10 protein-coding genes are annotated in these 14,877 nt (G+C 47.9%); 5 read left to right on the forward strand and 5 right to left on the reverse strand.

Annotated elements, in window-relative coordinates:
• Positions 1 to 87 precede the first annotated feature (87 nt).
• The 3 genes from ACFQ45_RS01730 to ACFQ45_RS01740 are packed head-to-tail and all read left to right on the forward strand — an operon-like array spanning position 88 to position 3,414.
• On the forward strand, positions 88 to 837 hold the full coding sequence (locus ACFQ45_RS01730; protein WP_377364691.1) for an electron transfer flavoprotein subunit beta/FixA family protein: 750 nt from the start codon (positions 88 to 90) through the stop codon (positions 835 to 837).
• On the forward strand, positions 838 to 1,767 hold the full coding sequence (locus tag ACFQ45_RS01735) for an FAD-binding protein (RefSeq protein ID WP_377364693.1): 930 nt from the start codon (positions 838 to 840) through the stop codon (positions 1,765 to 1,767).
• A gap of 21 nt (positions 1,768 to 1,788) precedes the next feature.
• Positions 1,789 to 3,414 carry an electron transfer flavoprotein-ubiquinone oxidoreductase gene (locus ACFQ45_RS01740; protein ID WP_377364695.1) on the forward strand — a complete coding sequence of 542 codons (1,626 nt, stop codon included), beginning with the start codon at positions 1,789 to 1,791 and terminating at the stop codon, positions 3,412 to 3,414.
• 61 nt (positions 3,415 to 3,475) lie between these two features.
• Here the strand turns inward: ACFQ45_RS01740 and ACFQ45_RS01745 are convergent, their stop codons facing one another.
• Positions 3,476 to 4,654, reverse strand: a complete 1,179-nt coding sequence (locus ACFQ45_RS01745; RefSeq protein ID WP_377364697.1) for an AGE family epimerase/isomerase — start codon at positions 4,652 to 4,654, stop codon at positions 3,476 to 3,478.
• A gap of 278 nt (positions 4,655 to 4,932) precedes the next feature.
• Here ACFQ45_RS01745 and ACFQ45_RS01750 point away from each other — a divergent pair, with 278 nt between their 5' ends.
• Positions 4,933 to 8,286 carry an MHYT domain-containing protein gene (locus ACFQ45_RS01750; protein ID WP_377364699.1) on the forward strand — a complete coding sequence of 1,118 codons (3,354 nt, stop codon included), beginning with the start codon at positions 4,933 to 4,935 and terminating at the stop codon, positions 8,284 to 8,286.
• A gap of 15 nt (positions 8,287 to 8,301) precedes the next feature.
• Entirely contained in the window at positions 8,302 to 9,309 is a 1,008-nt protein-coding gene (locus tag ACFQ45_RS01755; protein ID WP_377364701.1) for a response regulator, read from the forward strand.
• 16 nt (positions 9,310 to 9,325) lie between these two features.
• On the opposite strand, the gene ACFQ45_RS01760 is transcribed toward ACFQ45_RS01755, so the two are convergent.
• From ACFQ45_RS01760 to ACFQ45_RS01775, 4 genes are all read right to left on the reverse strand, one after another.
• Complete coding sequence (locus ACFQ45_RS01760; protein WP_377364703.1) at positions 9,326 to 10,216, reverse strand: AraC family transcriptional regulator; 891 nt, start codon at positions 10,214 to 10,216, stop codon at positions 9,326 to 9,328.
• 65 nt (positions 10,217 to 10,281) lie between these two features.
• Positions 10,282 to 11,328: an NAD(P)-dependent alcohol dehydrogenase gene (locus tag ACFQ45_RS01765; protein WP_377364705.1), complete on the reverse strand. Its 1,047-nt coding sequence runs from the start codon at positions 11,326 to 11,328 to the stop codon at positions 10,282 to 10,284.
• Between the two features lie 154 nt (positions 11,329 to 11,482).
• Positions 11,483 to 13,756, reverse strand: a complete 2,274-nt coding sequence (locus ACFQ45_RS01770; RefSeq protein WP_377364707.1) for a sensor domain-containing diguanylate cyclase — start codon at positions 13,754 to 13,756, stop codon at positions 11,483 to 11,485.
• 17 nt (positions 13,757 to 13,773) lie between these two features.
• Positions 13,774 to 14,862 (reverse strand): response regulator, encoded by a 1,089-nt coding sequence (locus tag ACFQ45_RS01775; protein WP_377364709.1) that lies wholly within the window; start codon positions 14,860 to 14,862, stop codon positions 13,774 to 13,776.
• Between the last annotated feature and the right edge of the window lie 15 nt (positions 14,863 to 14,877).

A 14,877-nucleotide genomic window follows, 5' to 3' on the forward strand; every position in this document is an offset into this window, starting at 1 on the left:
TGTTATTGAAGAAATCCAGTATTCACGCAAATCTTATAGGGTATTTGGCGTTTATTGTTACAAAAGAAGAATCCTTAGGTGACGAACATGAAAATAATAGTCGGTGTAAAGCGCGTAATTGATTACAACGTGAAAGTTCGCGTCAAAGCAGACAACAGTGATGTGGATTTAAGTAATACCAAAATGGCGATCAACCCATTTTGTGAAATCGCGGTAGAAGAGGCCATTCGTTTAAAAGAAGCGGGTGTTGCCACAGAAGTCATTGCTGTGAGTGTGGGGGCTGGCGCTAGCCAAGAGCAGTTGCGTACTGCTTTGGCTCTCGGTGCTGATCGTGCCATTTTGGTAGAGACAGACATGGTGGCTGAGCCATTAAACGTGGCGAAAGTTTTCGCTAAATTAATGGAAAAAGAACAGCCGGGCTTGGTTATTTTAGGCAAACAGTCCATCGACTCGGACAATAACCAAGTGGGACAAATGTTGGCCGCTTTGACGGACCGTCCCCAGGGGACCTTTGCCTCTAAAGTGGCGGTTGAAGGTGACCAGGTATCCGTTACCCGAGAGATCGATGGCGGTCTGCGCACGGTGAAATTGTCCTTGCCAGCCATAGTGACCACAGATTTGCGCTTGAATGAGCCTCGTTTTGCTAAGCTTCCAGACATCATGAAAGCGAAGCGTAAACCACTAGAAACTCTGTCTATGGCGGATCTAGGGGTGGAAGCAAAACAACATATTCAAATTGATAAAGTGGAAGCCCCAGCGGCTCGTCAAGGTGGCATCAAAGTCGCCTCTGTTGATGAGTTAATTCAAAAATTAAAAGATGAAGCGAAGGTGATCTAAATGGCTACTTTACTGATTGCAGAACACAATGGCGAAGCACTAGCCCCAGCGACATTAAGTGCTTTGTCTGCAGCGAAACAACTAGGTGGCGATGTAACAGTGTTGGTCGCAGGTGTCGATGTTCAAGGCGTTGCAGATCAAGCTGCCCAATGTGAGGGCGTTACCAAGGTGCTATTGGCCCAAGGTGAGAGCTTGCAACATGAGCTGGCGGAACCTTTAAGTGCTCTGATTGTTTCTCTAGCTGGTGACTATTCCCACATCGTTGCACCCTCAAACTCCGTTAGCAAAGACGCACTGCCTCGCGTGGCAGCGAAACTAGATGTGGGGCAATTATCTGATATCACAGCAGTATTAAGTCCGGATCAATTTCAGCGTCCGATTTATGCGGGTAATGCCATCGCTACAGTGACTTCAAATGATGCTACTAAGGTCATTTCAGTACGTGCCGCAGCATTTGATAAAGCCCCTGCAATGGGTGGTTCCGCGTCCGTGGAAGCTGTAGACGCCCCTGCGGATGGCGGCTTATCAAGCTGGGTGAATGATGAGCTCACGAAATCTGAGCGTCCTGAGCTGACTGCCGCTGAGCGGATTGTGTCAGGTGGTCGAGGTGTGGGCAGTGGTGAAAACTTCGCCTTGTTAGAAGCCTTGGCTGACAAGCTTGGCGCTGCGGTTGGTGCGTCCCGTGCAGCGGTAGACTCTGGTTTTGTGCCAAACGATATGCAAGTGGGGCAAACTGGTAAGATTGTTGCACCTAATCTATACATGGCGTTTGGTATTTCGGGGGCTATCCAGCATTTGGCGGGGATGAAAGACTCAAAAGTCATTGTTGCGGTCAACAAAGACGAAGAGGCTCCGATCTTCCAAGTGGCAGATTATGGCTTGGTAGGCGACTTGTTTGAGGTCCTACCTGAATTGACGGAAAAATTATAATAAGTAAAGAGGAGTGCAGTGATGCGTGAATCGATGGAGTTTGATGTTGTCATCGTGGGAGCGGGGCCATCTGGCCTATCTACTGCTATTCGATTAAAGCAGCTCAATGAAGATCTAAATGTCTGTGTACTGGAAAAAGGCTCAGAAGTGGGTGCGCATATTTTATCCGGTGCAGTGGTTGAACCACGGGCATTAAATGAATTGTTTAGCAACTGGCAAGAGCTAGGCGCTCCTCTAAACACACCGGTAAGCAAAGACGAAGTCTACTTGCTTAAAAACGGAGAGATTGCAAAAGAACTGCCCCATGCCCTAGTGCCCAATACCATGAAAAACGATGGCAACTATATTGTCAGCGTTGGCAATCTTTGTCGTTGGTTAGCAGAGCAGGCCGAAGGCTTAGGGGTTGAGATTTTCCCTGGGTTTGCTGCGGCGGAAGTACTGTACCATGAAGATGGCTCGGTTAAAGGTGTGGCCACAGGAGACATGGGGGTGTCTGCTAAAGGTGAACAATTACCAACCTATATGGAAGGTATGGAGCTGCATGCGACTTATACGGTGTTTTCTGAAGGTTGCCGTGGGCATCTAGGCAAGCAATTGATTGAGAAGTTCTCTTTGAATCGCTCCGCGGATCCCCAGCATTATGCTTTAGGTATTAAGGAGCTTTGGCAGATTCCCGCTGAGAAGCATCAGCCAGGTCTTGTTATACATGGTGCAGGTTGGCCATTGGAGGAAGCCAGTGGCGGTTTCTTCTTGTATCACGGTGATAATCAGCAAGTAATGGTTGGTTTGATCGTGGACTTGAATTACCAAAATCCTTGGTTGTCCCCATACGAAGAATTCCAACGTCTCAAGCATCACCCTGTTATTAAGCAATATCTTGAAGGGGCGGAACGTGTGTCCTATGGTGCCCGTGCCATCGCAAAAGGCGGCTGGAATGCACTGCCGACCATGACCATGCCTGGTGCCATGTTGATCGGTTGTGATGCAGGAACCCTTAACGTTGCCAAAATTAAGGGCACTCATACGGCAATGAAGTCTGGCATGTTAGCGGCAGAAGCCATGGCTAAGGTCTTTGGTAGTGACGGGCTGTCGTTAGATAAGACCTTTCAAGAGCTATTTGATCAGTCATGGCTCAAACAGGAGTTATACGGCACACGGAATTTTGCTCCCGCCATGCATAAGTTTGGTACCTTCTGGGGTGGCGCCTTTAACTTCATTGATCAAAACATCTTTGGTGGCAAAATGCCTCTCACCTTGCGCGATACCTCTCTGGATTACGCGCAAATGGAAAAGGCCAATGACACCAATAAAATTACCTACCCAAAACCTGATGGGAAGTTAAGTTTTGATCGATTGTCGTCGGTATTTTTGTCAAATACCAACCATGAAGAAGATCAGCCTTGCCACCTCACCTTGGCAGATGACAGCATCCCAACGGGCAGTAACTTGTCCGATTTTGCTGAACCTGCCCAGAGGTATTGCCCTGCTGGGGTCTATGAAATCGTTGAGCAAGAGGCTGGACCTAAATTTCAGATCAATGCTCAGAACTGCTTGCATTGTAAAACGTGTGATATCAAGGACCCAGCGCAAAACATTACTTGGGTCACGCCGGAAGGCACGGGTGGTCCAAACTATCCCAACATGTAGCGCTTACAGATAAAAAAACCAGCCTTGGCTGGTTTTTTTATCTCTGTATTTCGCGTTATAACTAGCGCGCCATGGTGTCCAACACATCCCAGCAGGCCCCTAATGTGTGGTAATCCACCTTGCCCATTGGGGACTTTTCATCTGTGATCTTGCTGCCATCTCTAGCAACAATGCGGTACCAAGCACCGTATTGATGATCGATCAGATGATCCCAGCTGTATTGCCACAGGCGCTCATACCAGCCTAAATAGGTGGCATCTTCTGTGACCTTATATAAGCGATAAGCGGCGGCGATGGCTTCCGCCTGAACCCAGAAGTATTTCTGTGCATCGGCAAACTCATGGGTCTTGGGAGCAAAGCCATAGACTAGGCCTCCGTGTTCTTGATCCCAGCCGTATTGTACCGCCTGATCAAACAAAGACTGGGCGCGTTCTCGATACCAAGTATCAGGGCTCAGTTGGTCTAACTGAAGCAGTAATTTTGTCCACTCTACTTGGTGACCTGGTTGGAATCCCCAGGGCTTAAATAAGTCATCTGGCTTATCGATATTATATTTCCAATCCGGTTGCCAGTTTGCATCGTAATGTTCCCAGATCATGCCGCCAGCCGTGTCACATAGTTCTCCCGCAAAGCGTTTGGCTAAGGTCTGGGCGCGACTCAAGAAGCGTTCGTCACCGATGGCACGGTAAGCGGCAATAAAGGCTTCACACATATGCATGTTGGCGTTTTGCCCACGGTAAGGATCAAGGGTGCTTAGGTCGGCACTGCACTCGTCTGCGTAGGCTTCGTATTCTGGCTGGTAAAAGTGCGTCTCGAGTAAGTTATAAAGATGGTCTAGTTTTTGCGTTCCATCCACGATCCCTGCCATGTGAGCATGGGCATAGGCCAATACCACAAATGCTTGGCCGTAGGCCATGGCGGTATGATCGTCCCTTTCTCCGAGCATCCAAGCGTAGTGGCCAGTTGCAGGGATATAGTGTTGGCGTTCTATAAAATCCAGTCCGTGTTTGGCCCAATCAGCGTAGTGATCGCCGTAGCCTCTGCGATAGGCTTCTGAGTAGTTGAAGACAAAGCGGGTAGAGGACACTAGATGGCGGGTTTTTGAATCAAATACTTCGCCATTGTCGCGAAAGTTTTGAAAGAATCCGCCGAGAGGGTCTTTTGCGACGGGTTCGTAAAAATTCAATATGCTTTGAGTATGGTGCTTGAGAAACTGCGTGGTGTTAAATGCTTGAGCCATAGCCTTCGTCCTTATTATTTTGCCACTCGTTTGTACTGCAAAGGTAGGTAGAAGTGCAAGAGAAGCGCATTTAACTTTAACCGAAAGGTGAAAAAAAATGACGAGTTCAGGTATGAGCTTAAAATCGTAAACCACTTGTCTGTATACTAATCACCCTAATCTTTAGCCTAGAGGGAAGACGGCTCTCAGATTCATAAAATTGCGTTCAGTGATTTATTGCGATGAGATTGATTGGTTGATGCAATATTATTTCAAAGCAATTAGGTATTACATATTTTATGAATTGGCTGTCTTCCTTATTCATTACGGATCTTACAGGCGTTACGCTTGTGGCTGGGCATTATGATGCTTTTCTAGTGGTGTTATCGGTTCTCGTAGCATCCAGTGCTTCTTTCTTTGCCCTACGATTGGCCGAAACAGCCCGATTTATTTCTGTAAAACGCTATCAGATGGTGGCGCAGTTTTCAGGGGCTTTGATTCTCGCCGGCGGCATCTGGAGCATGCACTTTGTCGGCATGCTTGCCTTTGTGATGCCTCATAGCATGCACTACGATCCTAGCATTACCATCTTGTCTTTATTTCCTGCTCTAGTTGCCAGTTACATGGTGATTAAGTCTCTGGTGCGTAACATTGACTCCATCGCGAATACCCTTCGTAACGGTATCATTGTGGGGGCAGGGATTGGTGCCATGCATTACATCGGTATGGCGGCCATGGAAATGCACCTGACACTTAAGTACAACCCTTATCTGTTTATCACCTCTATTTTTGTTGCGGTGTTTTTGGCTTGTGTGGCTTTAGGCACACGATCCTTCATGCGTAAAACCTTCCCAAAGCTGTCTCCAATCAAGATTAAATTGGTTGCCGCTCCTATTATGGGCTGTGCGATCGCGGGTATGCATTACACCGGGATGGCGGCAGCTTATTTCATCGACGATACGGCAAATGGAATGACCTTCAGCTCCGCGTTTAATGACGATGGCATGATGGGGTACGCCGTTGGCTTATTTTCGATGATTGTGTTTGTGTTGGCGATGAATGTGAGCGCTCAATTGCGATACCGTCAGATGCTGGCAGAAAAAACGGACAGTGAAGCGCGCCTACAGGCTATTTTGGATACCGCTACCGATGGTTTGATGACAATTAATGCCAAAGGTGAAATTCAAGAATTAAACGCGGCTTCCGAGCGGATTTTTGGTTGGTCTCAAGAGGAGCTCATTGGTCAATGCATTCATGTGTTGATGCCCGATGCTGATCACCCAGACTATGACAGTTTTATGCTGGATTACTTTAATCCTAGTAAGATTTCTGTGTTGGGTAACTCCAAAGAGATTTCAGCCAAACACAAAAATGGCACTGTATTTCCGATTCAAGTGGGCATCGGCAGCATCAATTTAAGAGAAGGTGAGCTGCTTTACGTTGCCTATGTGTCTGATATTTCTGAGCGTAAAGCAATGGAATCTCGGGTGACCAAGAGTGAAGAGCGGCTCAGTTCCTTGGTGCGCAATATTCCCGGTGTGTCGTTCCGTTGTTTATTAGATGACAACTGGACTCCTTTGTTTTTATCAGATGCCATTTTCGACCTTAATGGACATCATGCCAAAGAGTACCTAGACGGCACCTTAAGTTTTGGTTCTTGGTTACTGTCGGAAGATCAGACACGGGTGGTGCAGTTTTTTGAGCAGGCGGTGGGGGTTCAAGACCGTTACGAGCTTGAATACCGTATTACTCATCGAGATGGTCGAATTCTATGGGTGCTAGAAAGTGGCACCATAGTGTACGACGAGGTTGGCAACGCTAAGTGGATTGATGGGGTCATGCTGGATATTTCTGAGCGTAAGGCCATGGAATCTGAGCTGCGTCATGCGAAGCAAAAAGCAGAAGAAGCAGCGGATTCAAAAGCGGCTTTCCTAGCCAATATGAGCCATGAGATTCGTACCCCGATGAACTCTATTATTGGCTTTAGTGACATCCTACTAGATTCTGAATTACCCACTGACGCTCGCAGTCACCTGCAAACCATCAGTCGTTCGGCTCAATCTTTGTTACACCTTCTGAACGACATTCTCGACAGTGCCAAACTCGACAAGAGCAAGCTTGAAATTGAGAAGCTTCCGTTCCGCTTATCTGCTTGTGTGGACATGGTAGTGTCAACCCTTTGGTTGCAAGCCAAAAACAAGGACCTCACTTTAGGGTTAGAGGTGCAAGATGATCTGCCGCCAGTCCTGTTGGGGGCAGAGGATCGAATCCGTCAGGTGTTGATGAACCTAGTAGGTAACGCCATTAAGTTCACTGAGAAAGGATCCGTGGATTTACGTATTAGCAAAACACCGAATAAACAAGGTTGGTTGCGTTTTGCGGTAGTGGATACCGGCATAGGGATTGCCCAAGATAGAATTGACGCCATCTTTGAGCCATTTACTCAAGCGGATGCCTCCATGAGCCGTCGCTTTGGCGGAACAGGCTTGGGTACGACTATTTCCAAGCAACTCGTTGAGCTGATGGGGGGCGACATTAATGCCACCAGTGTGATTGGGCAGGGCAGTTGCTTCTACTTCGACCTTCCTCTTCAAGAGGCAAACGAGTCGGACTTAGCGGGGGACAAATACATTCTTAATTTGCCGCCGATGAATGTCCTAGTGGCGGATGACATTGAAGAGAACATCACTCTATTGACCTTGCTGCTGACCAAGCGTGGCCACACGGTTTGGCAGGCTCGAAATGGTCAAGAAGCGGTGGAAATGTTCCAGACGAATCCCCCAGATATTGTCCTGATGGATATTCAAATGCCAGTGCTGGATGGTCTTGAAGCCAGTCGCACGATCCGCGAATACGAACAAGACCACAGCTTAGAGCAGACCCCAATCATTGCGTTGACTGCTAGTGTTCTCTTAGAAGATCGTCTGCAAGCGAAAGCAGCAGGGATGACCGGATTTGCGAATAAGCCTGTGAACATTGCCCAATTGACCCAAGAAATGGCAAGAGCGTTAGAGTTGGACGCAGAGGCTCTAATGGCGACAGCTCGACAAGAGGTCTCTCAGGTTCTGACCCCTTACCACGTGGTTCATTTAGCCAAAGGTTCGGAATTATGGGGAGATGAAGCCATGTATGTATCTGAGGTGATCAAGTTCCATGATAAATACGACCAGACCGTTCAGTCCCTGAGTAAACTAGCAAAAGCAGAGCAGTGGAAACGACTTGCCGAGCATGCCCACGCCTTGAAAGGGGTGTCTGGGAATTTGGCCTTGCTGCCTTTGTTGCCCTTATATGCTCAACTCGAAAACGTGTTGCGGGAACAGAGTTTTGACAAGGTCACCCAGGCAGTCGAGCGAATTCAAATGCAATGGAAGGTGTTTGATCAAGAGGTCCAGGTGTTAGCACCGACAGAAGATACGAAGCCTGACACGCCAGTAGACGAGCCAGAGCTAAGCCGATATGAGCTGCATGAAATGTTGGAGCAGTGGTTGCAAATTACTCTGTCTGGTGAGATCGATGATGAGCTGGCTAGCAACCTTGAAAAGGGCGTTGGGGCGCGGCTACGTCCGACCATTCGTAAGGCGATCAATGCCGTTGACGAATTTGATTTTGATGTGGCCATCACCCGTATTAAAGAAGCGCAAACAAGTATTTAAAGGTACACCGATAGAATGTCATTGCTGGAAAAAGTTTTACCCCGCATCCTGATTGTGGATGATGAGCCTGCGAACCTAAAGATCCTACGCCAAGTGCTACAAGATCATTACCGTCTAGCGTTTGCTAGATCGGGCATGGCGGCCCTGGAGCTGATGGCGAAAGAACCCATGGATATGGTGTTATTGGATGTCATGATGCCCGGCATGACAGGCTTTGACGTGTGCAAAAAAATGAAGGCCACTAAGTCATTAGAAAACATCCCAGTGATCTTTGTGACAGCTTTAAAAGACACCATAGACGAAGAACATGGATTCGAAATGGGGGCAGTGGATTACATCACTAAACCCGTAGTGCCTTCCATTGTTATGGCTCGGGTAAAAGCCCAATTGTCCTTGGTCCAAGCCGACGTGCTAAAGGCAACCCAAGTGGATCTGATTCAACGACTGGGCCGTGCTGCGGAGTACAAGGACAACGAAACCGGTATGCACGTGCAGCGTATGAGCCGGTATTCTTATGTGTTAGCCAAAGCGGCAGGCATTGACGAAGAATTGGCTATGGAGCTTCAGCTTGCGGCGCAAATGCATGACTTGGGTAAAATTGCGATCCCAGACAATATTTTGCTGAAGCCGGGGCGTCTGGATAATGACGAATTTCGACAAATGAAAGCCCATGCACAGATAGGTGCCGACATTCTTTCGAACCCTAAATCTCAACTGGTGGCCTTAGCGCGATCCATTGCCATTTCACACCATGAAAAATGGGACGGTAGTGGTTATCCCCATGGATTAAGTGGTAAAGACATCCCAATCGAAGGGCGCATAGCGGCCATTGCTGATGTGTTTGATGCCCTAACCAGTGAACGTCCTTACAAACCTGCATGGAAAGTCGAAGACGCGGTGGCTTTACTTGAGGAACAAGCAGGTAAGCACTTTGACCCAGAACTCATCCCCTTGTTTATAAAAGAGCTGCCACAAATCCTACAGATTAAGACGGAGTTTTCGGAGCGACAAGGGACCGCCTAGGTCTCTCGTTTACGTCTTATTGATATTCTTGCTGCTGTCTCATTTTATCTTGGGACGGCGGCAAACCAAACAGACGACTGTAGTCTCGGCTAAATTGGGAAGCGCTTTCGTAGCCAACCTGATAGGCGGAGCTAGACACATCACTGGTTCTTACAATCAGACGACGGGCTTCTTGAAGACGTAGCTGCTTTTGATATTGCAGCGGGGTCAAGGTAGTGACCGCCTTAAAGTGGCTGTGCATGGACGACACACTCATATTAACCAGCTCAGCTAACTCTTCTACGCGAATCGTTTCCCGGTAATTTTGGTTGAGGTACTTAATTGCCCGAGAGATCTTATGGCTGGAGCTGTCTAATACGCAGCTATGTTTTAAGCGTGAACCTTGTTCAGAGGTTAGCAAGCGGTAAATCAACTCCCGTTCTAGCATGGGATACAGCACAGGAATGTCCCTAGGGTTATCCAGCAGGGACAACGACCGTTTAATGATGTCGAGGATGTCATCGCTCACAGAGGTGATGCTCACCGCGGGGCTAGTTTTGTCTGGTGGTGACGCCGTTGGGATATCCATTTCGGTTATAAGATCCGCCGCCGCATCCGTATCCAATTCAAAAATCACGCACACATAGGGTTCTTCTTTAGTGGCCTTAACCATGTTCGACAGCATGGGCATATCCACCGCCGTAATCAAACAATCACCGGGCTTAAATACGCAGGTTTCACCAAATATATGCAGCTGCTTTTCACCTTGTAAGGTAACGATTAAGGACGGCTTATAAATATTGGCGTCACAGGTGGAAGGCTTTGATCGGGTAAAGAAGGACATGGACTTTAGTGGCGTCAAATGGGTGCCATCGCCTGATGTGTAACGGCGAATTTGGTCGATAAGCGGTTGTAAGTTTGCGGTCACTGTGTGCTCCTTAATCATTCCTTGGGGCAGGAATAGCCCCCTCAAAGAGGGGGCGTTGCATCGTCTTATGCTTCAAGAGATGCCATGTCGATAACGATTCGGTGTGCTAGATCACCTTTCGCCATGCGTTCGAACGCATCATTGATTTGATCTACTTTGATGATTTCACATTCTGGGTAGACATTTTTCTCAGCACAGAAGTTCAGCACTTCTTGTGTTTCTGCGATACCACCAATCAATGAACCCGCCACACTGCGACGACCGAATAACAGTGGGAAAGAGGAGAAACTGTCCATTTCGCCTACTTGTCCAACGATCACCAAAGACCCATTGACTGCCAAAAGAGGCGTGTATTGGTCAACGTTGTGCTTGGTTGGAATGGTGTCAATGATCAGGTCGAAGCTACTTGCGGCAGCCGCCATAGCACTTTCGTCAGAAGAAGCCAGTAGACCTTTGGCGCCGATTTCTTTGGCTTCGGCTGCTTTTTTATCTGTACGGCTAATAGCAGTCACTTCGGCACCCATGGCTACGGCCAATTTCACTGCCATATGACCAAGGCCACCAAGGCCGATCACGCCAACACGAGAACCTTCTTTCACACCCCAGTTACGCAGTGGTGAGTAGGTCGTAATGCCGGCACACAGAATGGGGGCTGACTTAGATAGGTCCATGCCCTCTGGAATGCTCAGTACAAACTCTTCACGTACCACGATGTGCTTAGAGTAACCGCCTTGGGTTGTTTCTCCAGAAATGCGGTCTGGTGCGCCGTAAGTCGGAGTCATACCGTTGCGGCAGAATTGCTCTTCTCCTGCGTGACATTGATCACACTCTTGGCAGCTATCAACCATACAGCCCACGGCGACACGGTCACCCACCTTGTAGTTTTTAACGTCAGAACCAATGGACTGAACCACACCGACGATCTCATGGCCCGGTACGAGAGGGTAAGGTTGCGGGCCCCAATCGCCATTCACTGTGTGTAAATCAGAGTGGCAAACGCCAGAGTATAAAATTTCGATGGCAACATCGTTTCCTCGTAGGGCACGACGCTCGAAGTGATAAGGAACCATGTGAGCTTCAGAAGAATGAGCTGCGTATCCAACAGTTTTCATGCGGAAATCCTCTATGAATGGTGGAAAATGTATTCACTACTATACGTGTTCATAGAGTTTTGGGTTATCACGATTCTCTAAGAGGCTTGCCTGTTTCTACAAGTGTTAATCAGGGTTTTTGATGTAAAAGGCATAAAGCGCTAAGGATAGCGCTTTATGTATCCGACCAGATGATCTGATTTCGTCCCTGTTGCTTGGCTTGATACAGGGCTTTGTCGGCGTCGATTAAAGTGGAGTCGCTGGACTTTTGAGCAAGTTCTGCCACCCCAATGCTAATACTCACTGTGAGGTTGTGACCATTGGTTTCGATGGCATCTTGTTCAATGGTTTGACGGAGGTTTTCGAGCTGTTGGTGAACCTGATCAGGCCCTTGATTCTCAAAGATAATGCAGAACTCTTCCCCTCCCATTCGCGCAATAAAGCAATCCTGAGAAAGCTGATCCTTAAGCACTTGAGACAGGTGTCGAATCACATCATCACCAGCATCATGGCCATAGGTGTCGTTCACTTTTTTAAAGTGATCGATATCAATCATGGCATAGTAAGTGTCAGGAGCGTTCTGCAGGTTTGCGGCGTAATCGTAGAAGGAACGTCGATTATTAAGGCCGGAAAGGGCATCAGTCATGGCCATACGTTGCAGCATATCTTCTGCAGCCGAACGTGCCTTTTCTAGTTCAATGGCGTAGAAAAGTCCGCCTAAAGCGTCTAGTAAGGGCTTCAAAAAATTGGCGTCTTCTTCCGTATAGTGCCCGAATTTGTTTGCCAAACCGATCATGCCTACAAGCTCTCCTTGCACTTCAATGGGTAACCCCATAAAGCGGTAAATTGGAGGGTGCCCAGTAGGGGTTCCCCGAGCTGCGGTATGGTTTGCGGGTTGGTTGCTGATGACGTTTTTACCCGTGGTAATAACGCTACCAAATAAGTTATCAAAAGAATCAAAATACAGTTTTCGACCTTTATAGAGGTCTACCAGCGCTTCACTGGCGGCGTTCCAGCTTAATTCTGAAATAGCGTGAATAAAGAGACGTCTGCGATCATCTTCTATGACCACTTGTCCAATAAAGGCGAACTGGCTGTCTGCAATATCGATCAACTCAGGTAATATTTGCTGACATGCGCCTGACAAGTCGTTGTTATCCAGGTATGCGGCACGAGCCTTATTGATGAAGCCTAGTAGTTGGGCCTGCTTAGTTTGGTTGATTTCCGCAATCTTGCGCTCGGTGATGTCTCGGTGAGTCCCCGCTAACCGTAGGGGAGTATTGTTCCCGTCTCTCTCTACAATACGTCCATAGGTTTCGATCCAAATCCAATCACCGTTTTCATGTCTCATGCGATAACTGGCGCTATAGATACTGGTTTCCCCTTTCATGTGTGCCTCGATTAATGCTTTAACCTGAGTCACATCCGCAGGATGAATGCGCTGTTGCCAAAACCGAGTGCTGCCATCATAGAATTCGTAATCCACCCCAATGATGTCGCACCAACGATGGTTGACCTTAGTGGTGTCAGTCAGTACATCGTAATCCCATGTGCCTAGCTCTGAGGCTTCCAGTAACAAACGCATCTGTTTGTTGGCTTCATTGAGTCGATGCTCTATGTATCTGTGTTCTGTGTTATCGGTGGCGATGGCTTGGATACTGTGTAGCTTTCCTGTATCGCTATAAAAGGCTTTTGATAGCAGGCGCACCCATATCTTGCGGTGGGGTAAGGCAATTTCCAGATTACATTCCGTGGTTTGTACCCCAGACAAGTGAGACTGCAGCATGAAGTTGAATTCGTCTTGGCTTTCAGGGGTTAGACTGAGTTCAAAATGAAGCTCCTTGGACATGAGCTTTTCATAATTCAGATGCAGCACATCCTCCACATTGCGAGTAATGCTTTGGAGCTCAATGCCACTGCGGAAGCGCCAGCGAATCAGTACCGCTGGAGAGCTGTCTAGTAGGCTATGTTCAGCTTCCAGATTGTAGTGTTCATTTACTAAGGTGAGGTGAGAACTGACGAAGTCACTGAGTTGAGACAGGGCTTGCTGTTGTTCCTCTGTGAGCGTTCTTGGCTTGGTGTCCATGATACAAACCGTGCCGATTACTACGTTATCCATGCGCAGAGGACAGCCCGCATAAAAGCGAAGCTGGTCTTGTTTCACTACGTCAAAGTCTTTGAAGCGTTCGTGTTGTTCCAAGTCATCAATGACTATGAGACGTTCTTCATTAATTACGTCGGTACAAAAAGCCCCTTCCACTGGCACACTGACCGCTTCTATGCCAAGTCGAGCATGGAGGTGGAGTTCTTGTCCGCGGGCAATAGTGACCAGAGCAATGGGGATATCAAATAAGGTGGCAATGCTTTTAAGCAAGGTGGTTAATGCAGGGTCAGCATGGCTTTCTAGGTCATACTTCTCAATCACTTTGCGTCGAATATTGTGGGGCATCTTCTCTCCAAGGACGGCTAGTCCTTAAATTCCTGTGCTATGTTGACGAAGGTTTCTTCGATGGCCATAAAAGCATCGGTGATGTTCGGGTCAAAGTGTCTCCCTTTACCCTCTAACAAAATAGCTTTTGCTTTCTCATGGCTGAAAGCAGGCTTATAAATACGTTCAGAAATAAGGGCATCATAGACATCTGCTAAGGCCATAATGCGTCCAGCAATGGGGATATCATGCCCTGCCAGCTGATAGGGGTAGCCTGAACCATCCCATTTTTCATGGTGGTATGCGGCGATTTCCCGAGCATAGCGAAGAAACGAAGATTCGAGCTCAGGGACGGTTTCTTGGGCAGACAGTAATGCTTGAGCCCCCAGAGAAGCATGGCTCTTCATGATTTCGAACTCTTCTGGGGTGAGTTTTCCAGGTTTTAAAAGAATATTGTCTGGGATTCCCACCTTGCCAATGTCATGCAGTGGCGCCGACCGAAACAGTAAGTCGATGTTGGTAGGGGTGAGTTCGTCTTGATAATAACCCACACTGGCAAGGTGTTCTGCTAGGGCTTTTACATAGTACTGAGTGCGGCGGATATGGTTACCGGTTTCGTTGTCTCGGGTTTCGGCTAAGGATGCTAACGCCTGAATGGTGACGTGTTGTGTCAGGCGCAGTTCAGAGGTCCGCTCGGCCACGGTTTGTTCAAGTGCTTGATTTTGGCGTGTTAAGGCTTGTTGAGCATCCATCAGGTCTAAGATGTTCTTAATACGTGCTTGAATAATGACTGGGGAAATTGGCTTAGTGATGTAGTCCACCGCGCCAGCCGCAAATCCTTTTTCCTCATCCACATGCTCGCTCATGGCCGTGACAAAGATGATTGGTATAGTCGCTGTGGCAGGTGCTGCCTTGATCGTGCGACACACTTCGTAGCCATCCATTTCTGGCATCATAATGTCCAGCAGAATAAGGTCTGGGCGCTGCTGCTCTAGTCGTTCAAACGCCTGTTGTCCGCTTTTCGCTACGAGTACGCGGTACTTGTCTTTTAATGTGCCGGAGATGACCTTGATGTTCATAGGCTCATCATCGATCACCAAAACAGTCTTTAAAGGCTGGTCAATCATGGGATTCCTTTCTGT

Origin of the sequence: Rhodanobacter aciditrophus, from assembly GCF_042679525.1 — a bacterium.
GTDB lineage: Bacteria > Pseudomonadota > Gammaproteobacteria > Pseudomonadales > Marinomonadaceae > Marinomonas > Marinomonas aciditrophus.